The sequence below is a fragment of the Butyricicoccus sp. AM05-1 genome (genome assembly GCF_003474415.1).
In the GTDB taxonomy this organism is placed as follows: Bacteria; Bacillota; Clostridia; order Oscillospirales; family Butyricicoccaceae; genus Agathobaculum; species Agathobaculum butyriciproducens.
In genome coordinates this window covers 25,592-49,487 of record NZ_QUDG01000011.1, presented here as the reverse complement: position 1 = coordinate 49,487, position 23,896 = coordinate 25,592, and the positions used below count along the sequence as shown (strand labels likewise).

Annotated in this window: 31 protein-coding genes and 1 pseudogene; 12 read left to right on the top strand and 20 right to left on the bottom strand. The window is 52.8% G+C overall.

Translation table 11 applies throughout. The features are described 5' to 3' along the window. Window positions 1-186: 186 nt before the first annotated feature. Both pyrF and pyrR read right to left on the bottom strand, forming a co-directional pair. Window positions 187-1,104 (bottom strand): orotidine-5'-phosphate decarboxylase, encoded by a 918-nt coding sequence (gene pyrF, locus DW088_RS13185; protein WP_117489270.1) that lies wholly within the window; start codon window positions 1,102-1,104, stop codon window positions 187-189. A gap of 32 nt (window positions 1,105-1,136) precedes the next feature. Then, complete coding sequence (gene pyrR, locus DW088_RS13180) at window positions 1,137-1,667, bottom strand: bifunctional pyr operon transcriptional regulator/uracil phosphoribosyltransferase PyrR (RefSeq protein ID WP_118361225.1); 531 nt, start codon at window positions 1,665-1,667, stop codon at window positions 1,137-1,139. Window positions 1,668-1,966: 299 nt separating this feature from the next. Between pyrR and DW088_RS13175 the strand changes: the two genes are divergently transcribed. The 5 genes from DW088_RS13175 to DW088_RS13155 all read left to right on the top strand — a co-directional run bounded on the left by DW088_RS13175 (window position 1,967) and on the right by DW088_RS13155 (window position 5,195). Beyond that, window positions 1,967-2,149, top strand: a complete 183-nt coding sequence (locus DW088_RS13175) for a hypothetical protein (protein ID WP_110435910.1) — start codon at window positions 1,967-1,969, stop codon at window positions 2,147-2,149. Between the two features lie 958 nt (window positions 2,150-3,107). After that, window positions 3,108-3,659 (top strand): cysteine hydrolase family protein, encoded by a 552-nt coding sequence (locus tag DW088_RS13170; protein WP_110435911.1) that lies wholly within the window; start codon window positions 3,108-3,110, stop codon window positions 3,657-3,659. Continuing rightward, entirely contained in the window at window positions 3,656-3,916 is a 261-nt protein-coding gene (locus DW088_RS13165; protein WP_117489263.1) for a TIGR04076 family protein, read from the top strand. Before DW088_RS13170 ends, DW088_RS13165 begins: the two co-directional genes overlap by 4 nt. Window positions 3,917-3,941: 25 nt before the next feature. Then, window positions 3,942-4,763: a 4Fe-4S binding protein gene (locus tag DW088_RS13160; RefSeq protein WP_118361223.1), complete on the top strand. Its 822-nt coding sequence runs from the start codon at window positions 3,942-3,944 to the stop codon at window positions 4,761-4,763. 81 nt (window positions 4,764-4,844) lie between these two features. Continuing rightward, entirely contained in the window at window positions 4,845-5,195 is a 351-nt protein-coding gene (locus DW088_RS13155; RefSeq protein ID WP_118286234.1) for a cupin domain-containing protein, read from the top strand. 44 nt (window positions 5,196-5,239) lie between these two features. Here the strand turns inward: DW088_RS13155 and DW088_RS13150 are convergent, their stop codons facing one another. After that, a complete protein-coding gene (locus DW088_RS13150; RefSeq protein WP_118361221.1) occupies window positions 5,240-5,911 on the bottom strand; it encodes a prepilin-type N-terminal cleavage/methylation domain-containing protein in 672 nt (223 codons plus the stop codon). Between the two features lie 417 nt (window positions 5,912-6,328). Here DW088_RS13150 and DW088_RS13145 point away from each other — a divergent pair, with 417 nt between their 5' ends. After that, the gene (locus DW088_RS13145) at window positions 6,329-6,517 is read left to right on the top strand and encodes a hypothetical protein (protein WP_118361219.1); all 189 of its coding nucleotides are present in this window, start codon (window positions 6,329-6,331) and stop codon (window positions 6,515-6,517) included. 64 nt (window positions 6,518-6,581) lie between these two features. Here the strand turns inward: DW088_RS13145 and spoVAE are convergent, their stop codons facing one another. The 5 genes from spoVAE to DW088_RS15685 all read right to left on the bottom strand — a co-directional run bounded on the left by spoVAE (window position 6,582) and on the right by DW088_RS15685 (window position 9,896). Next, window positions 6,582-6,938 (bottom strand): stage V sporulation protein AE, encoded by a 357-nt coding sequence (gene spoVAE / locus DW088_RS13140; RefSeq protein ID WP_118361217.1) that lies wholly within the window; start codon window positions 6,936-6,938, stop codon window positions 6,582-6,584. Beyond that, on the bottom strand, window positions 6,935-7,372 hold the full coding sequence (locus DW088_RS13135) for a hypothetical protein (RefSeq protein ID WP_243029937.1): 438 nt from the start codon (window positions 7,370-7,372) through the stop codon (window positions 6,935-6,937). The genes spoVAE and DW088_RS13135 overlap by 4 nt, the downstream gene beginning before the upstream one ends. Further along, a complete protein-coding gene (locus tag DW088_RS13130) occupies window positions 7,356-9,014 on the bottom strand; it encodes a recombinase family protein (RefSeq protein WP_118361213.1) in 1,659 nt (552 codons plus the stop codon). The genes DW088_RS13135 and DW088_RS13130 overlap by 17 nt, the downstream gene beginning before the upstream one ends. Window positions 9,015-9,126: 112 nt before the next feature. Beyond that, a complete protein-coding gene (locus DW088_RS13125; protein WP_118361211.1) occupies window positions 9,127-9,342 on the bottom strand; it encodes a DUF6870 family protein in 216 nt (71 codons plus the stop codon). Between the two features lie 188 nt (window positions 9,343-9,530). Next, window positions 9,531-9,896 carry a hypothetical protein gene (locus tag DW088_RS15685; RefSeq protein WP_147356572.1) on the bottom strand — a complete coding sequence of 122 codons (366 nt, stop codon included), beginning with the start codon at window positions 9,894-9,896 and terminating at the stop codon, window positions 9,531-9,533. Window positions 9,897-10,000: 104 nt separating this feature from the next. Here DW088_RS15685 and DW088_RS13115 point away from each other — a divergent pair, with 104 nt between their 5' ends. The 3 genes from DW088_RS13115 to DW088_RS13105 all read left to right on the top strand — a co-directional run bounded on the left by DW088_RS13115 (window position 10,001) and on the right by DW088_RS13105 (window position 12,619). Next, window positions 10,001-10,627 carry a hypothetical protein gene (locus DW088_RS13115; RefSeq protein ID WP_118361207.1) on the top strand — a complete coding sequence of 209 codons (627 nt, stop codon included), beginning with the start codon at window positions 10,001-10,003 and terminating at the stop codon, window positions 10,625-10,627. Between the two features lie 455 nt (window positions 10,628-11,082). Next, window positions 11,083-11,556, top strand: a complete 474-nt coding sequence (locus tag DW088_RS13110; protein WP_118361205.1) for a hypothetical protein — start codon at window positions 11,083-11,085, stop codon at window positions 11,554-11,556. Then, window positions 11,534-12,619: a HipA protein gene (locus DW088_RS13105; protein ID WP_118361203.1), complete on the top strand. Its 1,086-nt coding sequence runs from the start codon at window positions 11,534-11,536 to the stop codon at window positions 12,617-12,619. The genes DW088_RS13110 and DW088_RS13105 overlap by 23 nt, the downstream gene beginning before the upstream one ends. Before the next feature lie 113 nt (window positions 12,620-12,732). Here DW088_RS13105 and DW088_RS13100 read toward each other — a convergent pair whose 3' ends face one another. After that, entirely contained in the window at window positions 12,733-13,146 is a 414-nt protein-coding gene (locus DW088_RS13100; RefSeq protein ID WP_147356571.1) for a hypothetical protein, read from the bottom strand. A 346-nt stretch (window positions 13,147-13,492) separates the two neighbouring features. Then, a pseudogene (locus DW088_RS16645) lies at window positions 13,493-14,005 on the bottom strand (recombinase family protein); the annotation flags it as partial. A 55-nt stretch (window positions 14,006-14,060) separates the two neighbouring features. Here DW088_RS16645 and DW088_RS13090 point away from each other — a divergent pair. After that, window positions 14,061-14,723, top strand: a complete 663-nt coding sequence (locus DW088_RS13090) for an HI0074 family nucleotidyltransferase substrate-binding subunit (RefSeq protein ID WP_158574697.1) — start codon at window positions 14,061-14,063, stop codon at window positions 14,721-14,723. Between the two features lie 339 nt (window positions 14,724-15,062). Here the strand turns inward: DW088_RS13090 and DW088_RS16420 are convergent, their stop codons facing one another. The 9 genes from DW088_RS16420 to DW088_RS13055 all read right to left on the bottom strand — a co-directional run bounded on the left by DW088_RS16420 (window position 15,063) and on the right by DW088_RS13055 (window position 21,675). Continuing rightward, complete coding sequence (locus DW088_RS16420; RefSeq protein ID WP_243029935.1) at window positions 15,063-15,563, bottom strand: hypothetical protein; 501 nt, start codon at window positions 15,561-15,563, stop codon at window positions 15,063-15,065. Then, window positions 15,472-15,894 carry a class II glutamine amidotransferase gene (locus DW088_RS16415; RefSeq protein ID WP_243029933.1) on the bottom strand — a complete coding sequence of 141 codons (423 nt, stop codon included), beginning with the start codon at window positions 15,892-15,894 and terminating at the stop codon, window positions 15,472-15,474. Before DW088_RS16415 ends, DW088_RS16420 begins: the two co-directional genes overlap by 92 nt. A 1-nt stretch (window position 15,895) precedes the next feature. Continuing rightward, window positions 15,896-16,660, bottom strand: a complete 765-nt coding sequence (locus DW088_RS13080) for an amidoligase family protein (protein WP_243029931.1) — start codon at window positions 16,658-16,660, stop codon at window positions 15,896-15,898. Between the two features lie 36 nt (window positions 16,661-16,696). Then, window positions 16,697-16,954, bottom strand: coding sequence for a hypothetical protein (locus DW088_RS16410; RefSeq protein WP_243029929.1), 258 nt, complete (start codon window positions 16,952-16,954; stop codon window positions 16,697-16,699). A 30-nt stretch (window positions 16,955-16,984) separates the two neighbouring features. Then, window positions 16,985-17,272: a DUF960 family protein gene (locus tag DW088_RS13075; RefSeq protein ID WP_118361196.1), complete on the bottom strand. Its 288-nt coding sequence runs from the start codon at window positions 17,270-17,272 to the stop codon at window positions 16,985-16,987. A 274-nt stretch (window positions 17,273-17,546) separates the two neighbouring features. Further along, on the bottom strand, window positions 17,547-18,239 hold the full coding sequence (locus DW088_RS13070) for an MgtC/SapB family protein (RefSeq protein ID WP_118361194.1): 693 nt from the start codon (window positions 18,237-18,239) through the stop codon (window positions 17,547-17,549). 13 nt (window positions 18,240-18,252) lie between these two features. Beyond that, window positions 18,253-18,978 (bottom strand): MgtC/SapB family protein, encoded by a 726-nt coding sequence (locus DW088_RS13065; RefSeq protein WP_118361192.1) that lies wholly within the window; start codon window positions 18,976-18,978, stop codon window positions 18,253-18,255. A gap of 89 nt (window positions 18,979-19,067) precedes the next feature. Beyond that, window positions 19,068-20,111 carry an endonuclease/exonuclease/phosphatase family protein gene (locus tag DW088_RS13060; protein ID WP_118361190.1) on the bottom strand — a complete coding sequence of 348 codons (1,044 nt, stop codon included), beginning with the start codon at window positions 20,109-20,111 and terminating at the stop codon, window positions 19,068-19,070. Between the two features lie 154 nt (window positions 20,112-20,265). Continuing rightward, entirely contained in the window at window positions 20,266-21,675 is a 1,410-nt protein-coding gene (locus tag DW088_RS13055; RefSeq protein ID WP_118361188.1) for an MFS transporter, read from the bottom strand. 302 nt (window positions 21,676-21,977) lie between these two features. Here DW088_RS13055 and DW088_RS13050 point away from each other — a divergent pair, with 302 nt between their 5' ends. After that, window positions 21,978-22,814, top strand: a complete 837-nt coding sequence (locus tag DW088_RS13050) for a MurR/RpiR family transcriptional regulator (protein ID WP_158574696.1) — start codon at window positions 21,978-21,980, stop codon at window positions 22,812-22,814. A gap of 380 nt (window positions 22,815-23,194) precedes the next feature. On the opposite strand, the gene DW088_RS13045 is transcribed toward DW088_RS13050, so the two are convergent. Continuing rightward, on the bottom strand, window positions 23,195-23,359 hold the full coding sequence (locus tag DW088_RS13045) for a helix-turn-helix domain-containing protein (protein WP_118361185.1): 165 nt from the start codon (window positions 23,357-23,359) through the stop codon (window positions 23,195-23,197). 204 nt (window positions 23,360-23,563) lie between these two features. On the opposite strand from DW088_RS13045, the gene DW088_RS13040 reads away from it, so the two are divergent. Then, window positions 23,564-23,785 (top strand): hypothetical protein, encoded by a 222-nt coding sequence (locus tag DW088_RS13040; RefSeq protein ID WP_118361183.1) that lies wholly within the window; start codon window positions 23,564-23,566, stop codon window positions 23,783-23,785. Window positions 23,786-23,896 lie beyond the last annotated feature (111 nt).

Here is a 23,896-nt window from a genome sequence, read left to right as displayed (position 1 = left end):
CGCTGAAAGCGCGGATATGTCCAGAACTGCACAAAGTTCCGACGAGCGAAACTTTGCTCCGTACTTGTATAAAAACCGGCGCTCGCCTTGCGCGATTTCATTCGCGCTGCGCTGATACGTGCTCCAGGTTTTTATGAATTTGCAAGGCAAATTCTATTTTAATGCGCGCCGATGGCGCGGTTTATATTATTTAATCGCCGCTACGATGTCGTCGCGCATACGGATGGCTTCTGCGCGGGCGGCTTCCTTATAGTCCTCGCCGTTGTTACCGGTTTTCTTCCATGCGCACATGATGCCGCGAGAGGAGTTTACGATAGCACCGAGACCGTCGTCGTTGAATGCATTGGCGATGTCCTTTGCGGTTGCGCCCTGCGCGCCGTAGCCCGGTACGAGGAAGTAGGACTTCGGCAGCAGCTCACGGATGATCTTCTGTTCCTCCGGGTAGGTTGCGCCGACTACGGCACCGATCTGGTTGTAGCCGCACGGCGTATCCAGACCCTCGCCCCACTTTGCTACCATCTCGGCCATGCGGGCGTAGAGCGGCTTGCCCTCCATGTCGCGGTTCTGCAGTTCGCCGGAGGACGGGTTGGAGGTCTTGACCAGCATAAACAGGCTCTTCTCGCGGCTGCGGCACTCCTTGAGGAACGGCTCTACGCCGTCGGTGCCGAGGTAGCCGTTTACGGTAACCGAATCGCAGCCGTACGGTGCGATCTCGGTATCGCCGACGCGGGTCTTGCCGAGGTAAGCCTCTGCGTAAGCGGTTGCGGTAGCGCCGATGTCGTTGCGCTTGATATCGCCGATAACGTACATGCCCTTGGCGTGTGCGTAGTCGATGGTCTCCTTGAGCGCCATCGCACCGTAGGAGCCGAGCAGCTCGTAATACGCAGCCTGCGGCTTTACGGCCGGAACAATGTCGCACAGTGCGTCGATCAGGCCGCAGTTGAAGGCTACGACGCTCTCAGCGGCAGCACGCAGCGTTTCGCCGTGCAGCATCATGTTGCGTCCCGAAATATGCTGGGGGATGTACTCCAGTCGAGCGTCCAGGCCGGCTACGGTCGGGTTGCCTTTTTCCTTGATCTTTTCTACTAAGGTTTGGATAGACATTCGGTTCTTCCTTTCTCAGGTGCGATGTTGTTTTACGGATTGCGAGCTTGTATGTTTACACTGTCTTCGCCGTCCACTTCGGTCAGGCGGACAAAAACGCGTTCATCACGCGCGGTAGGCAGGTTTTTGCCGATATAATCCGGCCGCAGCGGCAGTTCGCGGTGACCGCGGTCGACCAGCACAGCCAGCTGTATGCGCTCGGCGCGTCCTCGGTGAGAGATGGCTTCGATGGCGGCACGCACGGTGCGTCCGGTGTACAGCACATCGTCCACGATGATGACGGTCGCGCCTGCAATGCGCGGATCGAGATCGGGCAGAGGAGCGTCCATGCGCGGCACGTCATCGCGCCACGGCGTAACGTCCAGCTCGAGCACAGGAGGTGCCGTGCCTTCAACCTCGCCCAGCTTGGCAGCAATGCGCTGTGCCAGATAGATACCGCGTGTTTTCACACCGGCGAGCAGCAGGTGCTCCGCGCCCTTGTTTTTTTCCACGATTTCGAACGCGATGCGGGTCAGTGCACGGCGAATGCCATCCTGATCGAGTATGATCTTCGGTTCGGTCAATCTGCCGCCTCCCTTCAAAAATGCAAAAAAATGACTCTCCGCCACAACAATTAGCAGAAAGCCGCACGAAACACTACACCTGTCCCCTTGTCTTACGGCTGACGGCGTATGCACTGTTTTCTGCCTTGCGCGGCTCACGGGCCGCACCTTAAAGGCGGATTGTTAGATATATTATATAATATGAACATGCGATTGTAAATAGTCGATTGTGCCAAACAAGCATTTTTTTGCTGTGTAAAATTTGAGGGACGAGCGGGCATACTGATTCTATAAACTTTATGAAAGGCGGTAGATCTTTTATGCGAATTTCACCTTTTGTTTCCGGCATTGCAACCGGAGCGATGGCAGGCGCGGTGGTTTCGATGGTAGCGGCCGGCGCGATGCTCAATCCGTCGATGCGGCGGAATGCCAAGCACGCGGCGCATAAGGCGGAGCATGCGATGCACAGGGCGGCAGACCGGGTGGAGGATTTCATCGGGTAACGGCTGTTTTCTGCACAGGTTTTGCAGGGTACACGAACTGCGTAAGCGTGTTCGCCTTTTCTGGGCAGCACCTTTTGCTGCACCGGCTGAGCGGGGTATTTGAACCGCGCAGGCGGTTCACCCTGACGGGCGGGGAGGTTTTCGCTGACATTCAGAGAGAAATTGCGCTCCGCGGAGCGCGGGAGACTGCCGCGTCCGCGGCGGGGACAAAGAGGAAGGGACACCTGCGGTTTCCCTTCCTCTTTGAACTCCTACCTTTCCCTTATTAGTTAGTCTGGCGCAGATCGCCGACATGTGACCGCTTCGAAAAAGGTGAACGGCAGAGGATTTTTACTACAGTGTCTTTCGCAACCGATTCGCAGTGTCAGATAGTGTTCTGCTACACATGTGATTTCATCTAAGCAGGTGCGGCATGACAGTGCCGCACGATTCGTAAGTCTGGAGATTACAGACAGCACCTGTGAGGATAAATGGTATAAATCAGATAGATTCGCAGGTGCCTTCCGGCACAACGCGCAAACAAGTTGCGCGGCACTGCTATCCCCCAGGGGACCTTCTCTTGCCCTTCGGGCAATTCACCTTGTGCCGCGCTCTGCGTAGAATAAACCGCCTGTGTAGCAGAACGGTATCTGACACTGCGAATACGCAGATACATGAGCGCACGCAGTGCGTCTCTGCGGAAGAAAAAATCCTCTGCCGTTCCCATGTTTCGCAGCGGTCGCCGGTCTCCGGTCTGCGCCAGACTATCCAAGGGAAAAGGGGAGATTCATAAGAGGGTGGAAAACCGCAGGTTGTCTACCCTCTTATGCGCCCGCACGGCGTTAGCGCAGTTCCGCTCGCTTCTCAAGCGAATAATCAACTATTAGCACTCGCTAACGCACAAGCCACACAAACTTCATTGGAAAACCCATCAAACAATGCTATACTATAACCACTACACAAAGGAGAACCGTAATTTATGAAAATTCTTATCGTAGTGGATATGCAGAAGGATTTTATCAGCGGCCCTCTCGGTACGGCGGAAGCGCGCGCTATCGTGCCCTATGTGGCAGAGAAGGCAAAAAATACACCGCGTGAGAATCTGTTTGTCACGCTGGACACCCATCAGCCGAACTACATGGAGACAAACGAAGGGCGTCATCTGCCGGTGCCGCACTGCATCGAAGGAACGGAAGGTCATGCACTGGACAATGCCATTGCTGCCGCTGTGGACGGCATTCCGGCGTCCCGCATCATCCGCAAGCCGACGTTCGGCTCGGTGGCCCTGCCGGACATGCTCCGCGCGCTGCCGGAACCGCCGACGGAAATTGAATTTGTCGGCGTATGCACCGGCATTTGCGTGATTTCCAACGCCATGCTGTGCAAGGCGGCATTTCCGGAGGCAAACATCGTGATTGACGCGGCACTGTGCGCGTGCGTCACGCCGGAGTCACACGATACTGCGCTGAATGCGATGCGTCTGTGCCAGATGGAAATTCTGCATCAGGGTGAGGAGCCGTGGCGCAAATGAGCAGACCCAAGATCAAAATTACGCTGATCGACCGAAAAGGCAAGCACGGCTGTCACCGCGGGCACAAAATCGGCGACAGCTTCGACTTTGACACTGAGCGCGGGCAGCTTTGCCCGATGGCGATGCACGTTGCGTTCCCATACATCGACATTCTGCGCTACGGCGGCCATCTTCCCGGGCAGGAGGACGGCACGGCGGTGTTTTGCTGCCCCGATGTGGACACGATCAACGTATTCCGTATTGAAATTGTAGAATAAGCGTAAAGCGGAGGACGAAAAGGATATGGATATCAAGAAAGTTACGGGTGTGTATTTCAGTCCGGCAGGAAGCACAAAGACTGTTGTTGAAACAACGGCGGATGAACTGGCGCGTCTGTTCAAGGCTGAGTGCCGGTACATATCGCTCAACACGCCGTCTGACCGTGCGCAGGAGTATCAGTTTGCCCCGGATGAGCTGGTCGTATTCGGCTGTCCGGTGTATGCCGGTCGGCTGCCGAACAAGATTTCGCCGGACTTTGCTCGCTGCCTGCACGGTGAGGGTACACCGGCGGTGGCACTTGTCACCTACGGCGGCAGAGCGTATGACAACGCGCTTGCCGAAATGTGCGAGCTGCTGACAAAAAACAACTTCAAACCGGCGGCAGGCGGCGCTTTTTTGTGCCGGCATGTATTCTCGGACAAACTGGCGGCAGACCGTCCGGACGCGGCTGACCTCAGTGAGCTGCGTATGCTGGCTCAGGGTGCGGCGCTCAAGCTGAGAAGCGAGGGAGAGATCAAGCCGCCGAAGGTGCCGGGTGACGCGCAGGCAGCCTACTACACGCCGCTCAAGACCGACAAAACGCCCGCAAAGTTCCTCAAGGCCAAGCCGAGCACGATGATGATGCTGTGTGAGCACTGCGGTCTGTGCGCGAAAATCTGCCCGATGGGTGCGATTGACCCGAACGACCCGTCTAATATTCCGGGCACCTGTATTAAATGCTGTGCCTGCACGACTTACTGCCCGAGCGGTGCAAAGAAATTTGATGATCCGGATTTCCTGTCGCACACCGCTATGCTCGAGCAATTCCGCACCGAAGCGCGCAAGGAAAATTCGATTTTCCTGTAAATGTTGTGCGGACAACAGAAATCGGCGGCTTGGCGTGGTATACTGTTCGCATAAAGCAAACGACAGGAAAGAGGAGAAGCTATGGACAAGTTCATCCGCAATATCGACCACGAGAGCGTTGTAAGGCTCGCTGAGCTGGTTTCCGTTCAGTCGGGACAGGTGGTCAGCAAGACACTGGCGCAGAACAAGGCGGTCAGCATTACGCTGTTCGCGTTTGACAAAGGCGAGGAGATCGGCACGCACGACTCCACCGGCGACGCAATGGTGACCGTGCTCGAGGGCACCGGACGCTTTACGGTCGGCGGTGTGCCGCATATCGTCAAGGCAGGTGAAACGCTCGTCATGCCCGCAAAGGTGCCGCACGCCGTTTACGGCGAAGAGGCGTTCAAGTGGATGCTGACCGTTGTGTTTCCTGATGGGTTTGAGGCATAATATCATATGGTAAAGGAAATCCCCGCCGAGTGGCGGGGATTTTGTTATGATGGGAAAACAAGTTCGCTGATGTTCAGCATACCGCGGATGCCGGTGCAAGACCACCAATAATAGTTCTTGTCGTTGTAATTGCCGTTGGAGTCGGGCACTGCATCAACGGCGGCATTATAATAAACCGAACTATAATAAGAACGGAACATGTTATCACTTATTTTACCGCCTTCAGCGGTTTCGCCAATTTTATAGGCACTATATTGGTTGGTATCACTAAAGTAAAGACCGAGATAGCCACGGTCGGAGTGATAAATAATCGCGTGGATTTGTGCCTTACTATTGATAAGAACGAGAAATTGTCCAGAACCGCCTTCCTGCAGACAAGGTACTTCGGAAAGTTTTGCAATTTTATCGTAGTTGGCTTTCAAATCATAACTATTAGGATTACCATTAGAATTGTTACCAATTACTGTACCTGTACTGTTTGCAAGTGTGGTGTAGGAATTAAGTTTCCAATTTGAAGAACCATATAGTTCGGACATCTCCGTCTGCACCGCCTCATGCAGCATTCGCGTTTCCGCGATGACCTGATCTTTTTTCGCCTTATCAATATATCCTGTCAGTGCCGGAATGAGCAGCGCCGCGAGGATCGCCAGAATGACCAGCACAACGATCAGCTCCACGAGCGTGAAGCCGCGTTTTTTGTTTTTGGAGTGCAGCATTTGAAAAAGTTCCTCCTTCCCAATTGCGGGATAAAGTTCGTCTTTCTTAGTATACTCGAAAATATGCAATAAAGCAAGGAGATAGATACAGATAAAGTGCACAAAAAATAAAGGGTTCCTGCCAAAAACACAAAAAAGAAATTGGTTAAATCGGAGAAAGTGTTTTGTAAAGCCGCAGAAACATTGAGATTTACAGCAGGGTGTGATAAAATAATATCAACCTGATAAAAAAGAATCACCTGCAGAGACAGGCGATGAGCAGGTTTGCACCGCGTATACAGACGCAGGTGCGCGAGCGGCAGATACCGACGGATTGCAGCCGGTCGGTTAGTGCCGCAGCTTTCGGCAGACGGAAGCAGGAGAGAGAAATGAAGAGAGAGTATTGGGTTACGGAAATGAAGAAATGGGGCATTGAAAATGCAAATCTATGACTGGGTCAGCATAGGCGTATTGTTCGTTCTCGGTATCTTGTTCTATTTCCGACCGGCATGGCTGTTGGGTGAAGACCGGCAGCAGGCCGATGGCGCGGTAAGCAAGGTACGCACTGTCAGCGCGGCTGCGGTGGTATGCGCCATGATAATGACCGTGATCTGCGTAATCGGATAAAGAAAGAATTGGCTGCAAAAATGCTCCCGCTTGGAAGGTGGATTCCGAGCGGGAGTGTTATTTTTTACGACTTTGATTGCGGTCTGGACAGCAGCGCGAACAGACAGCCGAACACGATCGCGGCGGCAATGCCGCCTGCCGCACCGGTCACGCCGCCGGTGAACACGCCGAGCAGGCCGCTTTCCGCAACTGCTTTGGCAACGCCTTTCGCCAGCGAGTATCCGAAGCCGAGCAGCGGTACAGTCGCGCCTGCACCTGCGTAGTCCACGACTGCCTGATACCAGCCGAGCCCCTGCAGGATAACGCCGAGCACCACCAGCGAAACGAGAACACGCGCCGGTGTCAGCTTGGTTTTGTCAATCATCACCTGACACAGCGCACAGATCAGTCCGCCGACCCAGAAAGCGTTCAGGTAGTTCATGCTTCGCTCCTTTCCAGTACAACGGCGTGGCAGATACCTGCAATCGGCTGTCCCTGCTGCACCGAGGTCGGACTCATCATCGCACCTGTGCCCGCAAACACCAGCCGGTGGATTTTGCCGCGATGCATATCGCGCAGCAGCGGTCCGCAGAGAACTGCCGCTGAGCAGCCGCAGCCCGAGCCACCTGCATGCGCGTCCTGCTCGTCGCCGAAAATCAGGCTGCCGCAGTCCGAGTAGACCGGGGACAGGTCGATGCTGTCACCGCGCAGCAGCGTCAGCAGCAGGTCCGCACCGATGTGACCGAGGTCGCCGGTAACGATGCAGTCAAAGTCCCGCGGCTCGGCACCCAAATCCTCCAGCAGCACGGAAAGGGTGTCGGCAGCAGCGGGGGAAGATGTTATTTTAGGACTATGTGCCTTATGCGGTCTGACCATGCTTGCGGATATACTCCTGCGCGACTGCATAGGCGTCCGAAAACTTAAACTTTATCGTGATTTTTCCGCCCTCATGCACATAAATCATGTCAATCAGTTCGACTACGACTTCGCGCGTCAGACTGGGCAGATTGCGATATTTTACGAATTGTGATACAAACGAATTGGTTTCGTCCACGCCGCTCTGCACCTCGTCAATGCGCGCTTGCAGGGACGCAAGACGTGTGTCCAGTTTGGCCTGCTGCTGCTCAAACTGCTCTTTCAGCCGATGGTATTCCTCACGCGAAATATCTCCGGCTTTCCAGTCCGGATACAGGGACAGCTTCATCTGCTCGATGCGTTCGCGCTCGGTTTCAAGCTGTGCCCGCTCGTCAAGCAGAGGCTTAACGGAACGGTTTCGCGTGCCGCTGCGGTTTATCTCGGCAATCAGCTCATCCATCTCGACCGCCAGAGCAATCTGGTGACGGAGCGTTTCCAATACAGCCTGCTCCAGCCGGTCGCTGCGGATGGTATGCTTCGTGCAGGCGCCGCTGTGCTGCTTCTTAAACGTCGAGCAGATATAGTAGTAATAGTCGCGATGCGGCTGGGAAATCAGCTTTCGGTTCATTGCCTTGCCGCAGTCCGCGCAGCGAAGAAAACCGGAGAACAGGTAGACTTTGGGCTGTGTTGGTGAGGTGCGCGTATCACGGGCGAACAGGGATTGCGCTTTGGCGAACAGCTCGCTTGAGATGATAGCCTCGTGTGTCTGCTCGACAGTGATCCAGTCCTCCTCGGGCACGGCCTCGCTGACATGCAGCTTGTAGCTTTTCATGCGGTTTTTGCCCTGCACCATAGTGCCGGTATAGAGAGGATTGCGCAGGATACGGCGAACCGAACTGTCCGGCCACAGATCGTCCAGCTTGCCCGAGGCCGGATGGCGGTAGTTCATGCCCTGCTGCCGTTTGTAGGCAGATGGATTCGGAATGCTCTTAGCATTCAGCTTTTTGGCAATACCGAGTACGCTTGTTCCGGCGAGAAACCAGTTGAAAATATCGCGGACAACGGCGGCAGCCGGCTCGTCAATCAGCAGCCGGCTGTGGTCGTTCGGGTCTTTGCGGTAGCCGTAGGACGCAAATGAGCCGATAAATTTGCCCTGTCGGCGCTTGAGATCGAGCGAAGCGCGGACTTTATTGGAGATATCGTGCGCGTACTCGTCATTGAGGATGTTGCGGAACGGCACGATCAGGCTGTCCGCCGAGCGCGGGTCGGCAACGCTGTCGATGCGCTCGCTCAGCGCGATGAACCGCACGTTCAGCAGCGGAAACGTGTGCTCAAGGTACTCGCCGACCTTGACGTAGTTGCGTCCCAGTCGGGACAGATCCTTGACGATCACGCAGTTGACGATGCCGGCGCGCAGGTCGTGCATCATGCGTCGGAAATCCGGCCGGTCGAAGTCGGTGCCGGTATAGCCGTCATCAACGTACAGCCGGGACGCGGTCATGTCGGTTTGCGTATCTGCAAACTCGGTCAGCAGTTCGCGCTGACTGATGATGCTGTTGCTCTCCTCGCTGTCGCCGTCCTCGCGGGAAAGACGGATATAAAGCGCGGGTTTCCACAGGACTGTGGATAACTTTTGGGGTTCGTATTTACTTTTTCGTGCCATTGAGTGCCTCCTAAAAAACGGACGGCACGCCGCAGGCTGTGTTTTGCACGTATAGTGTATCACAGCACACGGCGTACCGCAAGTTTCAAGATATATTATCCGGTTTTTGACACTATTGCAGCTGTCTGCACATGCCGGTCAGGCAGGCTTGCAGGCTGGGCGCGCTGTCGTCGAACAGCACCTCGACCTCAGTGTCGCCGACGCGGAAGCGGTGCGGATCGCCGATGGCGGCGGCGAACAGGCGCAGCCGCTCGTTCACCGGCAGGGTCGGGTCAATGCGCGCCTCGCGGATGTCGGGCAGGGGACAGGTGGGTGTGGGCTTGAACATAAGGGTTGACCTCCTTTGGTTTGTGTAGATGGTGGGTGCATTGTATATTCTTTCCATTGTTATACTATATATACATATACGACAGTTCGGGATAACCGGATTTCGCCGTATCAGACACCTGCGGAACCGCGCCTGTATTGCGGCTCGATGCCGCAGGGGCTATACTAAAAATAGGCTTATTCGTATGCCTACTGCTCGAAAAGGTCATACTTCTCGGCGTTGTCACGCAGCGTTTGTACGTCGATCCGCAATACTCGCGGCAGAATGCGGCCCTTTTTATCTGTTCCCAGGTGACAGGTGTTGCTCTTTTCCTCCTGCAGCGTTAACACCCCGATATCCTTTAGATAGTCGGTGATTTTTTCGGCTGGAGAAGTCCTGATAGTCGTTTTGATTACGGATAAACTGAACAAATGCGGTCGGTTTGATGCCAACTTCGACAGGTCTTCGGTGCTTATCCTCCTTCCGGATGATCCCGTTCCGTTTGAAGCGGTTCGACTTTTTGCGGCACAGTTCAAACTCGTCGTGGTCGATTGCCTCGCAAAGGAGGAAAGCAATATTTCCCTCCTTGAACTGCGACTGAATTTTGGCGAATTCCTCCACCTGCTTGCGGACAGAGCAGTGAATGGCCTCCCAAAACTTTTCGTAGAGAGCATGCTCATTGCTGGAAGGTAATTCCGGCGGTGCAGTCGCGATGATCGGTCTTGCCGGTTTTACCCTTCTTGGTAGAGACCGCGCTGACACTCGCCGGGATGTCCAACATCGGAAAGTTGGTCAACTTCGGACGCAGGGAAGAGACAAGGAACAGGTTGACGTTGCCAATAGTGCGGCGGCGTGCGGCCTTCTTGTCGTCGGGCGGTGGAGTGGCCCAGTGGTTATAGTGTTTGAGAAGTTCTGTAATAGCGCATTTGATTTTGAAAATGCTAATTTGTCAAAGAAAAAACTTCGGCATAAGATTGAACAGCAGATGACTGAATTTGCGGAATTCGTTGAAAACAGCAATATTCTTGGGTACAAAGATAGGAATTTCCGTATTCTTACAGATTTTCTGACTGAGTCCGGAAAAAGAGAAGACTTGAGCTCGGATGAGCTTCCGTTTCTCTATACGAGACTTGTTTTTGGGACTGAAGAAGATATTACAAAAATTAACATGCGTAGCTGTGATGATGAAGCTGACATGAAGTCTTACAAACTGCTGTTTAAAATTCGTGATGAAAATGATTACTTGTTTCAGGCGATCAGTAATATGGTGCATCTGCTGAGCCGTTCAGAGACGAGCGATAAATAGCATGATTATGAGGATAATGGGAAAAAACTAATAAAGAAAATTACGGAGGATATCAATAATTGCTATCGGCGATTTGATAACGAACTACTGTATAAAGGTGTGCCTGTAAAGAAGAGAACAGTTTGCAGTAAGACAAGGTGTAACGCAGTTTTTTAGACACCATATATTTACCCTGTACTGCCATTGCTGTTCGTATTAAATGCCATATATAAAGTTAAGGGAGACGGGAATAAGCACGATAAAGCGGAACTGCTGAAGTACAATACCTCCTGCTCTTTAATAGATAATGTGTATGAAACTTTTGTCATAAGTGAAGCGTCAGAGCACTTGCTGGAGAGAGTAGAGGATGTACTGGTAAAACATCTGGTTCTGTATAAAAGAACTGTATTTCCCACTCGAAAAGATTGTTACTCTTTCGTTCAGCACCGTATCACCCACTGTATGGGAAGGAACGGGTGCTGCCTGAACATTACAAAAAGCTGGTTCATAAGTTTACAAATAATTGCCGAAAAGATGAAGACGAAGATAGAGAAGAAATGTTCGAGGATATCAAATGGGAAACTGTTAAGGAAATGCGTCCATGCCTAAAAAACGATATTCTGCGTTCTTTTACGCCTCGGAGTGCTATAGATTATCTGCCTGCTGATCTTAATCGAAAACCCAACGATGAATCAGATTTACTGCAGCAGATTAACATGTATCTGAGCAAATATACCACGCTTGAAAGGTTTCAGAGGGGAAGCAATACCCTTTGCGCTGTGCATAGGTTGATGAGGAAAACAGGTTTTTGCGGAATGGCACAATTTATCAATTACATTGTAGTTCTGGCGGATGCTATGCTACTTTTGCCATTCTGTGTTCAATATGCTATAATTACCTCACCAAAGTGCGAAAGGAGGGCGCCTTATGCGATACATCTTAATGAATAAAGACGAGCCGTGGGCATTGTTCTCCTGTATACAGGACGAATTTGGAGAGGAAAGCGCGGTTCTGCAGGAGTGGTACACCGAATTGCGCCCGCTCGGTCTGCAATCGCTGACGGCGTGGCTTGAGAAGCGTAAAGCACCCAAGCACCGCAAGCATATCGAGCAGCTTCTGGAGCAGTACGGCTGCATCGATCTGGAGGGCTTTCTTCGTGTGACGCATGCGCTGTCGCTCAACGATACGTTTTGGGTGAAAGAAGAGTCGGAAACGCTTGGCTGGGACAAGGTTTCCCTATATCGAAACGAGTTTGATGCCCTCATCGCGCAGGCGGCTTTCAGCGGCGTGATCAGCGTAGAGTCCCTGTCCTCCACCTCGCCGGAGTTCGGTACGGACGGCTATTACGCAAAATGCTGGGTGCGCGAACCGGACGGAATTTATCTCTACAAGGGCGGCAGCGACACCTATGAAATCGAGCCGCTGTCCGAATTCCTTGCGTGCCAGATTGCGGCACAGATTTGTCCACAGGCTGTGGATTACGACCTGGATTTCTACCATCATCGACTAATATCCAAGTGCCGTCTGTTTACCGATGAGCAGGCCGGACTCATCAAAATCAGCGACTTTCCCGATCGTCCGACAACGGTTTCTGAGCTGCTGCGGCTGTATGCCGGGTTTGGCGCGGAGGACGCGCTCCGCCGTATGTTCGTACTTGACGCGCTTATTCTCAACACCGACCGTCATCTCGGCAATTTCGGCTTCCTGTTCGACAATCAGACGATGGAAATTCAAAAGCCTGCGCCGGTCTTTGACCACAACCGCAGTCTACTGTTCGATCTGGACGAAGATCAGCTGGCCAATCCGGACTGGTACATCGGCAAGTGCCGTCCGCGTATCGGCGTGGATTTTATCAAGACAGCACACGGTGTGCTGACAGATGAAATTCGGCAGGAGCTGAAAAATCTGGACGGCTTCCGCTTCATGCCGCATTCGGACATCGAACTGCCGGAGGAACGGCTGAACCGGCTGTCTGAAATTGTGGAGCAACAGAGAAGAGCGATTCTGGCATGACAGGGCTTTGCCGCATTGTTGACGTAAACGCAGACTGAACCCAGGAAAAAACGACAAACCCGCCGAGCCTCGTACTTCTAGAGGTTCAGCGGGTTGCGTTTTGGTCTTTAATTTTACTCGTTCGACGTCGGCTTGTCGCCCGGCGTGATTCGAATCGCCTTGCTCATTTCATGGAGCAGGTCGGCATAGCAGCGCTCCGGCGGGTCGTCTGCATACTTCAGCCAGAAATGGTCGTGTGCCACAATGCCGTGCGTTTTGCGGCAGATCAGCTTGGGCTGATAGAGCGACAATCCGGCAATAGCGAGCAACTTTTTGGCATTCTGCCGCGTTGATGGGAAACACCGATTGGCGAAGAACTTGTCGAGTCGCGTGGCTGTCGACGTCGCCTTGCCGTTCATGCCGAACAGAAGCACCGACAGATGGGAAGGATTGAGAATCGTGCTGCAATAGTCGCACATCTGCGCAGACAGCGGCGGAAAGCGGAATGCGCCGGTTTCATCGCCTCGCAGAATGCCGAAGTTGTTCAAGTGGCGGTCCTCGTTGCAGAGTAGATAGTCGAACAGCAGCATGGTATCCAGATAGCGCCGAGCGTAAGACCGATCAGCTTTGCATACAGGTGAAGCACCAGCTCATAATTTTCTTTTGCGGATGCAGCCCATTGTACAGGCTCATCCATACTTTCCACGATGGTTTCGAAGGACAGGTAAGTTTCGTTCTCTCAGCAGAAATTCGGTGAAATCGTGCCAAGAATAGACTTTCCATCGTCCAGACGGATACGGCACAGCGTGTACGGGACGATTTCGATGTGCAGCAGAGCGCCGACCCGTGCGGCAATGACTTTTGCAATCGAGTCCTGATATTCGCGCCCATGATCAATCCGGTCTGCCGCATGGCCTCGGTCGCGGTGATTTCGCCGGTACGCCAGCGTGCGACCACCCGCTCGAAATTGTCCGGAAACGACAGTGGCTTGCGGCCGGTGTATTTGCCCTGTTCTTTCGCGATAGCAATTCCCTCGCGCTGACGCTGGAGGATGTACTCGCGCTCTAGTTCTGCGACTGCCGCAAACACCGTCAGCATAAACTTGCCGGTAGGTGTGGTGGTGTCGATAGCCTCTTTGCGGCTGACAAACTCGACTTCTTGCTCAGTCAGTCGTTCCACAAGATCAAGCAGGTCGCGTGTGTTGCGGGCAAAGCGGCTGATGGACTCGACAATAACCGTATCGCCGTGCCGGATGTATTCCATCATGCGGTTCAGCTCTGGACGGTCAGCGTTTTTGCCGCTGGCCTTGTCGATAAACAGTTCATCAACGCCGAGGTCGTGCGGCAGGACTTCCTGACGTGCAGTATTCTGGTCCCCGGTGCTGACGCGGATATAGCCGATTTTCATGGTGTATCTCTCCTTTAAGTATGGTATAATGAGAAATATAAGGACGGTGACGCTGATGGATAAGACAATCGAACAGGTAAAACAGTTAGCGCACCGTTATGGAGTGCCGAAACTGATATTATTCGGTTCGCGTGCCCGCGGCGATCATCACGCCCGCAGTGATTATGATTTCGCGGTATGGGGCTGCACGCCGCAGCAGCGTACACTATTCAGCGATGCAGTGGAAAATGATCTGGACTCGCTGTATTCGGTTGATTTGGTGTTTGTCAGCGAACACACCGATGCCGCATTGCTTCAAAATATAGAGAAGGACGGGATTTGCTTGCTGGACCGTTACAATACGAAATTCGAAAATCTCACCAATGCTGTTGAACGCTTACGCGAGGGTGTGCAAGCGTATCAAGAGAATCCGGCTAAAATCATTCGCGACGGTGTAATCCAGCGCTTTGAGTTCACCTGCGAGCTGGCGTGGAAAACCACACGCGAGTTTTTGCTCGACCAAGGATTTACTGAACTGAACAGTCCGAAAGCAACGATGCGTAAGGCGTTCTCGTATGGCCTGATTGACGATGAACAGGCGTGGATTGCACTGCTGAATGCTCGCAACCAGACCTCGCACCTTTATGATGATGCAACCGCGCAGGAAATTTACTCGCAGATTGAGAGCGAGTTTGTATCTCTGTTTGATAATCTTATTGAGCAGTTGAAACGTGGTTGATTGCAATAGGGTCGCCCTTTGTTCTGCCATATTGCAAAAGAGCAAAACCAATCTTATTGACAAAGATTTTCCTTGTTTCGATAGGGTACACCCTATCGAAACGCTCAAAAAATACCGGCTCTTGATGAGTCGGTATTTTTGTGTTTAGTCATCGTCGATAAGATCGGCAAGCAGACCCATAATAGTCAGCGTACTGAGAATGACTTTTCCTGCGTTCATCTTTTTATCCCATTTCAGCTGTCAGAGAAATTTTCGACGGCCTCGATCATCAAATCGACCACCGCGCCTACAGCCTGGAAAATTGGGCCTAATGGAATCATAAGCAACATCTTCTTTCTGTTAGTACGCATAAAGCAGTTCACCGGTCATCTCATGCAACAGAGTAGGATTGTAGAGCATTTCCTCGATTTCCTCCTCCGAGCAGCCGTAATCGAGAAGTGATTGCACCTCATCGGCGGTTACGCCGAATACCTTCGCCACGCTAAACAGGTCATCATAGCCTGTCGGCGTGTCCTCATAATAGCTGCGATAGAAGGGATATTTGCGCCACCAGTGCTCGAACGTCGTGTGCGGTGTGAAGGTGCCTGTAGTGATACGGCCGGTGTGAGCAATTTTCATGATCTCGCCCTCCTTTGGTTCCGGAATGTCGGTGGGCGCTTTCAGATGTAGCTTTTTGATGGCCTTGCAGAGAATTTCTTGTGTGGAGGCGTAAATCAGAAAGCCATCATAGAACATCACGCACAACGGGTTATTTCCGACGACAAACCAGATGGAGTTGTCCTTGTCCAGATTCGACGCTCGTCTGAGGAAGGTTTTCGTCCATCCGCAGGTCTTTGTCATTCCAGAGCACGCCGTTATGCGCGAGAGCAAAGCTGTTGCCGTCAACGTGACCAAGGAACGGGTGATTATTCTGGTTAAACTGCGCATTGCCTTGTGTTGTCATGTGGGTATGCCCCATGACCACGTTTACACCGTGCGGAATGTGGATTTTCATTTTTCGAGCGGGCAGCGAGCGCTTATAAATCCTCATACGACCGTTGAAATTATACGCAATGCCGGTTGCATCCGTACCGCGGACTTGACACTCGCGAGCCAGCGTATTCAAGATTTTGTTTTTCGTATGGGTGCTGAGACACTCTTTAAAGTCGATCAAGCCAAATAAACTGCACATATTATTCCTCCTCGCTTTCAGATACAGGTTCATTAACGTACAGACGGCGCTCTTTAAGATACTGAATCAGCTCCGGCTCGTGCACCGTGTCTAAGAAGTCAAACCAGCTCATATCCTGCACCTCGCTGTCAGACAAAGAAACGGCCACCTCGACCAGATGGTTGACCATCTCCAAGGTGGCTTTGAGGGTATTCAGTTTGAGCGTACCGCGGAACATGCGGATTTCAACGGTATCTGCGTTCGTGAGATTGACCGCCGTGTAGCGCCCGGCGCAGGAATTCTTTGCGTGGTTCATTTGTTCGGACGGCGTAAGGCGAATGCCGTACCGTGCCGCCCAACGGTTCATCTGGGATTGTGTACGGCGGCTGAACCTCAGAAGTTCTGCCCAGAACTTTTCGACGAAATAGAGCAGTCGCGCAATCGAGGACTCCTGCTGTTCATAGGTGCAGCCGAATGCTAAGCGGGAGATATGCACGTGCAGACCGCAAGTCCCGGCGGCATGGCTGAGGTAGTCCATTTCCTGTGCCTTGTGGAGGACTTCCGCCCACGGCATTTCGTTCAGATGGTATTCCAGTGTCATGGGATGTGTTACGAGTTCCAAGCCATCGTCCAGACTGCCGTCCGTCTTAATGAATAAATTCTCCGCGTCTGCATTGGCGATGTTCAATAACTTTTCGGCATTGTAACGGTCGGTGCCGCCGTTGTCGATTTTCAGTTCTACGCCGAAATGCCGCAGACCCTTGCCGTGGAAAACGAGGTCGGGCATATAGTTATACTCGTGAATCGCGCCCTCGTGATCGTCCTAACAGCTTTCGCAGTAGGTGCGACCGTCGTCATCGTAGTAGGCGCTATAGGTGCGGATGATGCAGTCGCAGTCGTGGCACAGCGAATAATGCTCGTCTTCGATGGCGTTTTCCGCATAAATCCGTTCGTCGCAGTGGTCACAGATGACGGTTAAACGGTCGGCGCAGTCCTCGCAGAGCCAATCGCCTTCCACTTCAAACATCTGGTCAATTGGATGTTCTGCACCGCAGTTCGCACAAATTCTGATTTCACTCATTGGTAATTCCTCCATTTCGTCTGGTAAATATCAATATTCTTCGGCGAGCAGCATAGTAGAATGCGTCAAATTGTCGATGACGAACACCTTCGTATCTACAGCATCGTCACACGATACATCGAGCTCGTAACGGTACGGCGGCTGTTCCTGCTCGTGGACGATGTGCTGACCGACCGGCGTTTTTGTCAGCCTGAACACCTGTAGGTAATCCTTAGACTCAACCTCCATCGTCAAAACCATGTGCCACATGAGGTTGGTCAGCCACGATGGGATTTCATTCTCCACGCCGCACGTCAGAAATTTTTGATCGTCGAACATCTTTGCTTCCTCCTTTTTGACAAAAAGTAAGCTCCTGAGAATATCTCAGGAGCTTCTACATCTATAATATATAGTTAAAAATGAAGGAAAAACAGAAAAAAGTTCTCGCACTGCAACGCGTATTCAATAGAGAAATTCATTTTTGTGTAATTTTCGTAAAAGTGGGGATGTACACTTCGTTTTTTACAAAAGAGACGAAAAATTGTGACATAAGACGCGAATTCCATTCGATTGAAAGCGCAGATTTGTCAGCATCTTTCTGCGTTCTGCCGTTTTACAGTTCCTCGACCGACACGATGCCTTTACGCTCGCCGACCAGTGTCATCAGACGGTTTACCGTGCAGCTGCGCGGCAGGCGCAGTGTGAAGATCGCACAGGCATTGTGCTCACCGTTTTCCGCCGCACGGGTGATCTGGATATTCAGCACCTTGACATCACATCTGCGGTACAGCTGCAGCACATCGTCCAGACACGTTTTATCCTCATATTCCATATACACATTGATCTCGGGAACGTGCTCCAACACACGGTACTCCAGCCGCGAGAACACAAGCTCGGCGAGCATGATGAACACGGTCGCGAGAATGCCGCCCTCGTAGAAGCCGCCGCCAAAGGTGAGGCCGATGATGGCCGAGGTCCAGAGACCAGCCGCCGTGGTCAGACCCTTGACGCGCTGCCGCTTGGTAACGATGATGGTGCCCGCACCGATGAAGCCAATACCCGCAACAACTTGTGCACCGAGGCGCGCCATATCTGTAAAATAGTGCATATTCAGATACAGATACTGACTCGTCAGCGTGGTGATGGCCGCGCCGATGCAGATGAGGATGTGCGTGCGGAAGCCGGCCGGGCGGCGCTTGTACGAGCGCTCGATACCGATAATGCCGCCGCAGATGAGCGCGCAGGCCAGACGCACGAACACGGAAAGCGTCGTCACGTCGCGCAGGCCGTCAAAAACAGATAACATAGCAGTCCACTCCTTACAGCTCTTCGATCACGCAAAGGCAGTCCAGCTCCGCCAGATCGGAGAGAAGCTGCGTGTGCGGTATTTTTTCATTGAGGCGGATCGAGAAGATCGCACTTGGGTGCAGCGCCTCGCCACTTTTGTTCCGCTCGATATCGATGTCGTAGATCTGCACGTTCTGCGCTTTCAGCTGATTGATGATGGTACTGATGTCCCCGAGCGAATGGAACTCCATGTACAGATTGATGTCACGCGCGTTCTCCTGTATGTACGCATCCACAATTGGGAACAGGCGGATGCTCAGAAAGATCATAGCAAACGCGATCAGTACGCATTCGTAAAATCCCGCTCCGACCGCGAGGCCGGTACACGCCGAAGCCCACAAGCCGGCGGCGGTAGTCAGTCCCTTGACCTGCTGACGGCCGGTGACCAGAATCGTGCCTGCGCCGAGAAAGCCGATGCCATTGATGACCTGTGCGCCGAAACGCGAAACGTCGGTTTTTATGCCGATCTCTGCGCAAATATCCGACCACGGCCCTGTCACCATGGTAAATTCGTACAGGCTGAGCAGCACGGTCAGCGCCGCGCCAAGACAGACGAGCATATAGGTGCGGAAACCGGCCGGACGGCGCTTGCGTCCGCGCTCCAGACCGATGCAGCCGCCGAGCAGCATCGCAAGGGCGAGCCGCACTACGACCGAGGCGAAATGAAGTTCGCGCAGGTATTGTATCATTCCACTCATTTGATGTAGGTTCTCCTCACTCGATAAAAAGTGCACACGCTGCCAATATGTATGCAGCGTGTGCAGCTTTCTACAATAGATTTCAGTATTTACTTTGCGAATCGACAGTCAGCCCAGCAGGCATTGTGGTCGGACAGCTCAGGACCTGTGAACTTCGCCAGCGCGCTGCCCGGCTCGGCCCAGGTGCAGTCCTTCGTTTCAGTCGAAATCGTGCCGTGATCGACGCATTCCATGCCGCGCGCCATCAGCCAGTCCAGCTTGAGCAGCATGCTCTTGCCGCCCGGCATCGGCTTGCGGCGCGTGCCCTCGATGCTGCTGAACTCGCGGTAGGAGAAGCCGTTTTCCTCTGCCTGCGGCAGAACGCGCTCGTACTGCTCAACGTGCTCCATGTGCTTGGAGAGACGCTCCGGGTCGTTGAACAGCTTGGTAAATCCCGGAATGTCGTTGCCGTCGAACGTATTGGTGTTCAGATCGCCGCCGATCATGACCGGTGTGTCCAGCGCGAACGAACGCTTGATCTCATCATATACGACTGCCATCTGGGCTTCGCGGCCCTCGCTGTCCGCACGGTTCTCCAGATGAACGCTGACCGCGCCGACCTCACGTCCGCCGATGTCGAGCGAGCAGAGGATGGCGACACGTGCGCCGATACGCTTCTGACGGTCATAGTACCAGTTGTACTGCTCGGGCATATGGACGACCTTCGCCCAGCGGATGGGCCAGCGGGAGAACAGGGCGTTGCCGTGGAAGCCCTTGTTGTCCTCGGGATTTACCAGCTCGATAAACTCCAGACCGTAGGCGTAATTCATGCCGATGGATTTCGCGATTTCGTAGGCAACGTTGCAGTTGCCCGAGCGGACCGCGCCGTCATCCAGCTCGTTGGCGTAGATGATGTCCATGTTTTTGAGGTCGGGACACATATTGAGAAAGTCGATGGTTTCGTGAAGCGTCTGGCCGCGCTCGATGTTGAATACAACGTGACGCAGCGTTTCGGGCACCTCGGCGGGCGCATCCACGAGGTTGTGCACCTCGCACTGCTGATACTGCGGGATTTTTTCCATGACCTTGAACTGGCCGAGCGCCGGGACGAGATTACCGAGTTCGATGCGTTTTTCGTAGGACAGGGTTTCCATTTGTTACACGCCTTTCATATAAATGGTGGATATTTACAGAATTTTATTTGCGGTAGAATATGGGGGCAGCCGGCAGGAATGCTTGACTCCGCCGGCTGATCCATATAAGGGAAGAAAAAGATGATGCGTAAAAATGAGGGAGTGCGGGGGAAAATCAGGCGTTTGCGGTCGCCTTTGCTGCCTCGGCAGCTTCGCGCTGCTTCATCTCGGTGATAATGCGCGGATAGATCTTATCGAGCTTGTAGAAGATCAGCAGTACGCCGATGCCGCCCCAGGCGATGATGTTGCCGATGATGTAGATGGCGATGAGCATCTGAGACTGTGCGGCATTGATGGTTGCGGTGCCGGCGAAGCCTACAAGGCTCATCAGGGCGCCGAAGATCGCGCTGGTCATGCCGGAGCCGAACTTCTGGCCGGCAGTGGTAGCAGATACCATCAGGCCCTGTACACGGATGCCGCTCTTCCATGCGCCGTACTCGATAACGTCAGCGAGCATGGAGTACTTGACGCCGCGGAAGCAGCCCTTGCCGATGCCGCGCATGACGCAGGCAAACAGTGCAAGATTGAGGGCGCTCGGGTTGATGAACAGGGAAACCGTGCCGATAACGGCGACGATTGCGCCGATGAGAGCGACATTGCGCTTGCCGAACTTGGCGATGAACGGGGAGAGGACAAGAACGGTGACGATCTGCGGAATGGATTCGAAGGACGCGAGTGCGCCGAGCAGGTCGCGGTTGCCGAGAATGTACTGTGCGTAGTATGCGTTGCAGGTGCCGGTAACTGCCTCATAGAAGGACAGGAACACAGCGAGCATGAAGAACATGATGAAGTACTTGTTGGTGACGCAGAGCTTGATGCCCATCCAGAGCGGAACGTTCTTGCCGTCCTTGGTCTTGGTCTCTTCCTTGACGCGCTCGTGACAGTTCTTGAAGCAGATGAACAGCATGATGATGGAAACGATGGCGTAGAGGATGGAAACCTCGATCCATGCCTGCTGGGTGTCACCCAGACGGGTGACGAGCGGGAAGGTAATGGCGGTGATGACCATGTTGCCGAGGGCGGACATACCGGTACGGAACAGGTTGACAACGGCGCGCTGGTCGGTGTCGCGGGTCATCAGGGTAGCCAGCGTTGCATACGGAAGGTTGAGTGCGGTGTAGACAACGGTGGTGCAGAAGTTATAGGTGATGAAAACGTAGATGCCCTTGACGATCGGGGTTGCGGGCGGAACGGTGAACAGCAGGATGGCTGCGATGCCGTACGGAATCATCATCCAGAGAATCCATGCACGGGATTTGCCGTGCTTGGAATGCGTGCGGTCAACCAGATGACCGATAAGTACGTCGGAAATACCATCGAAGAAACGGGAGAACAGCATGATGGTACCGATCATAGCCGCCGAGATACCGACTACGTTAGTGTAGAAGTAAATCAGCAGCGAGGTTGTCAGGGCGTAGACAACGTTGCAGGCAACGTCGCCGAGGCCGTAGGAGAACTTTTCCTTGAGATGGATCTTCTCAAATTCCTTATCACCCGCGAAGGTCGGGTTGCTGGATTTGCCCATGGTTTTGCTCAGTCCTTTTTTGTTTTTCTTTTCTTTTCAGTTGCAGCGATACAGACCGTCCGGTGCGCCGGACGCATCGGGAGTGGGTCTGCCTTTGAGACGTTGTCCGGACTCGTCTCTCGCTATACCCTTTCAGTGGAAGTCCGTTCCACCGAACATCTACAAGTATAGCACTGAGCGGAATAAAATTCAATAAATCATATTGCAAAAAGAATAATATTCAATTTTGTGCATTCTTCACAAGGTCGATGTTTTGTGATACAATGAAATTACTATATGATGCGGAAGTGCAGGGTGATTGCATGGACAAGAACGTTTATGCCGCAATTCAGTCGCAGTATTCGACTTTATCCAAGGTTGGAAAGCGGATTGCGGACTATATCTTAGCCGATCCGGTACATATTACCTCGATCAGCATTCAGCAGATGGCGGCCGAGCTTGACATCGCGGAGTCGAGTATTATTCGATTCTGCAAAATCGTCGGCTGCGCGGGCTTCAGCGAGGTAAAGCTGCTGCTGGCGAAATATTCTCCTAAGTCGGTGCGCACGATTTTTGAAGATCTGTCCGAAACCGATAGCATTTCGACCATTTCGGAGAATGTGTTCAGCCGGAATATCGACACGCTCGAGCGGGCGCTCCAGCTGCTTGATTTCGAGAAAATCGAGCAGGCGGTGGGGGTGCTCAACCGGGCGGAGAATATCCTCATCCTCGGCGTCGGCGCGTCCGGCACCATCGCGGAGGACTTCTACATCCGCCTCATGCGCATCGGCATTCGCGCGGTTTCGCTGACCGATTCGCACCTGATGCAGATTCAGGCGAGCCAATGCGGCCCGGATACGGCGGTCATCGCCATCTCGCATACCGGCAAGACGCGCGAAATCGTGTCGGCCGTGCGTACCGCGAAGGAGTGCGGCGCGCCGACCATCGGCATCACCGGATACCCGGATACGCCGCTCAAAGAGGTCAGCGACATCTGCCTTGAGCTGTATTCGCCCGAGCAGCTTTTCGTGTCGCCGCGCGTGGCGCAGTTCTCCCTCATCGACACGCTTTATGTCAGCCTCGCTATCCGCCGCAAGGACAGCGTCGTACAGAATATTGAACGCATGAATGAAGTGCTCCTGCCATTTCGCATTGATTGATCATTTTTGATCCTGTGTGTGGAATTTGATGCTTGAAAGATATATTGTATCATTGCATCTGTATCGTATATGTGCTGCGCTCGGATCAAAGAGATTATGCTAACGATCTAGCATTGTTTCAGTCAATGCTGTCCTTGTATCATGTTCCCGTTTGATTATTGCGATTAACTGCGCCGATAAAGCAGTGCCAATCTCGCGACATAGCACATCTCTGACGGCAGCTCAGATTGCCAATCTGGAACATCAGCGAAAATATATCAGCCAAACTCTTCATCTTCCACAGGATCAAATTATATTCTGCAGCACGAAAGAAAACCTTATCTGGATGTGTTGATGCGGAAAATATACGGCTACATGACCCAATAGGTATGTTTACAAATTCACCTCAAAAAAAACTCCATAATCCCCGCCTTCAGCACCCTCCACTCCCTGCCAACCTTTACGGCAGGGAGTTCTTCGTTCAGGATCATCTTGCGCACCTGTTGGCGCGTTGTCTTGAGCAGGGCAGCCGTCTCTTTGACGGTCAGGATTTCATCGTTCGGCATAGCAAAACCTCCATTAACATAGGTGAAAAACGCATTTCACTTTAATTCATGTATGCTTATTCTAATGTTGGCGATCAAACGTCAAATCATGCTGTCTAAGCAGACTCAAACACCCTGAAACAAGCCTTTATCCGAACCATTTCCAGTACGTTAACTCGATGAATGCTTATTGGCGCCTTTGAATCTTTCATTGGAATTTGAATATTGGCCGAACTTAACCGCACTGTAGTGGAGGATGGGAAAGGATTTCTTGAAAATATCCAAACGATCTTGAACATCCGCCTTGCGGTCGTAATACAGATTGTAGGTCAAATCACACCTCGACAGCTTAAACTCCTTGAGCCGCCGGTCAATGCCGATTTTATCAAGGATATTTCGCAGACGGTGCTTTATCTGCTGAACAGACTCTTTGTCAGCCTGAAATAATGCGGTCGGTTCATAGGTACTGGCGAGCGGAGAAGACGGGTTGACAATCAGTATCAGCCAGCAGGGATGCGAGATGGATTGCCCCAAGTGAATTTCAACATTGTCGCAACA

What these genes read in the sequence shown, in the direction of transcription:
- pyrF (WP_117489270.1), bottom strand. Translation starts at nt 1,104, where the DNA reads ATGTCTATCCAAACCTTAGTAGAAAAGATCAAGGAAAAAGGCAACCCG.
- DW088_RS13175 (WP_110435910.1), top strand. Translation starts at nt 1,967, where the DNA reads ATGCGAATTTCACCTTTTGTTTCCGGCATTGCAACCGGAGCGATGGCA.
- DW088_RS13170 (WP_110435911.1), top strand. Translation starts at nt 3,108, where the DNA reads ATGAAAATTCTTATCGTAGTGGATATGCAGAAGGATTTTATCAGCGGC.
- DW088_RS13165 (WP_117489263.1), top strand. Translation starts at nt 3,656, where the DNA reads ATGAGCAGACCCAAGATCAAAATTACGCTGATCGACCGAAAAGGCAAG.
- DW088_RS13160 (WP_118361223.1), top strand. Translation starts at nt 3,942, where the DNA reads ATGGATATCAAGAAAGTTACGGGTGTGTATTTCAGTCCGGCAGGAAGC.
- DW088_RS13155 (WP_118286234.1), top strand. Translation starts at nt 4,845, where the DNA reads ATGGACAAGTTCATCCGCAATATCGACCACGAGAGCGTTGTAAGGCTC.
- DW088_RS13150 (WP_118361221.1), bottom strand. Translation starts at nt 5,911, where the DNA reads ATGCTGCACTCCAAAAACAAAAAACGCGGCTTCACGCTCGTGGAGCTG.
- DW088_RS13145 (WP_118361219.1), top strand. Translation starts at nt 6,329, where the DNA reads ATGCAAATCTATGACTGGGTCAGCATAGGCGTATTGTTCGTTCTCGGT.
- spoVAE (WP_118361217.1), bottom strand. Translation starts at nt 6,938, where the DNA reads ATGAACTACCTGAACGCTTTCTGGGTCGGCGGACTGATCTGTGCGCTG.
- DW088_RS13135 (WP_243029937.1), bottom strand. Translation starts at nt 7,372, where the DNA reads ATGGTCAGACCGCATAAGGCACATAGTCCTAAAATAACATCTTCCCCC.
- DW088_RS13130 (WP_118361213.1), bottom strand. Translation starts at nt 9,014, where the DNA reads ATGGCACGAAAAAGTAAATACGAACCCCAAAAGTTATCCACAGTCCTG.
- DW088_RS13125 (WP_118361211.1), bottom strand. Translation starts at nt 9,342, where the DNA reads ATGTTCAAGCCCACACCCACCTGTCCCCTGCCCGACATCCGCGAGGCG.
- DW088_RS13105 (WP_118361203.1), top strand. Translation starts at nt 11,534, where the DNA reads ATGCGATACATCTTAATGAATAAAGACGAGCCGTGGGCATTGTTCTCC.
- DW088_RS13090 (WP_158574697.1), top strand. Translation starts at nt 14,061, where the DNA reads ATGGATAAGACAATCGAACAGGTAAAACAGTTAGCGCACCGTTATGGA.
- DW088_RS16420 (WP_243029935.1), bottom strand. Translation starts at nt 15,563, where the DNA reads ATGACAAAGACCTGCGGATGGACGAAAACCTTCCTCAGACGAGCGTCG.
- DW088_RS16415 (WP_243029933.1), bottom strand. Translation starts at nt 15,894, where the DNA reads ATGTGCAGTTTATTTGGCTTGATCGACTTTAAAGAGTGTCTCAGCACC.
- DW088_RS13080 (WP_243029931.1), bottom strand. Translation starts at nt 16,660, where the DNA reads ATGCCCGACCTCGTTTTCCACGGCAAGGGTCTGCGGCATTTCGGCGTA.
- DW088_RS16410 (WP_243029929.1), bottom strand. Translation starts at nt 16,954, where the DNA reads ATGAGTGAAATCAGAATTTGTGCGAACTGCGGTGCAGAACATCCAATT.
- DW088_RS13075 (WP_118361196.1), bottom strand. Translation starts at nt 17,272, where the DNA reads ATGTTCGACGATCAAAAATTTCTGACGTGCGGCGTGGAGAATGAAATC.
- DW088_RS13070 (WP_118361194.1), bottom strand. Translation starts at nt 18,239, where the DNA reads ATGTTATCTGTTTTTGACGGCCTGCGCGACGTGACGACGCTTTCCGTG.
- DW088_RS13065 (WP_118361192.1), bottom strand. Translation starts at nt 18,978, where the DNA reads ATGAGTGGAATGATACAATACCTGCGCGAACTTCATTTCGCCTCGGTC.
- DW088_RS13060 (WP_118361190.1), bottom strand. Translation starts at nt 20,111, where the DNA reads ATGGAAACCCTGTCCTACGAAAAACGCATCGAACTCGGTAATCTCGTC.
- DW088_RS13055 (WP_118361188.1), bottom strand. Translation starts at nt 21,675, where the DNA reads ATGGGCAAATCCAGCAACCCGACCTTCGCGGGTGATAAGGAATTTGAG.
- DW088_RS13050 (WP_158574696.1), top strand. Translation starts at nt 21,978, where the DNA reads ATGGACAAGAACGTTTATGCCGCAATTCAGTCGCAGTATTCGACTTTA.
- DW088_RS13045 (WP_118361185.1), bottom strand. Translation starts at nt 23,359, where the DNA reads ATGCCGAACGATGAAATCCTGACCGTCAAAGAGACGGCTGCCCTGCTC.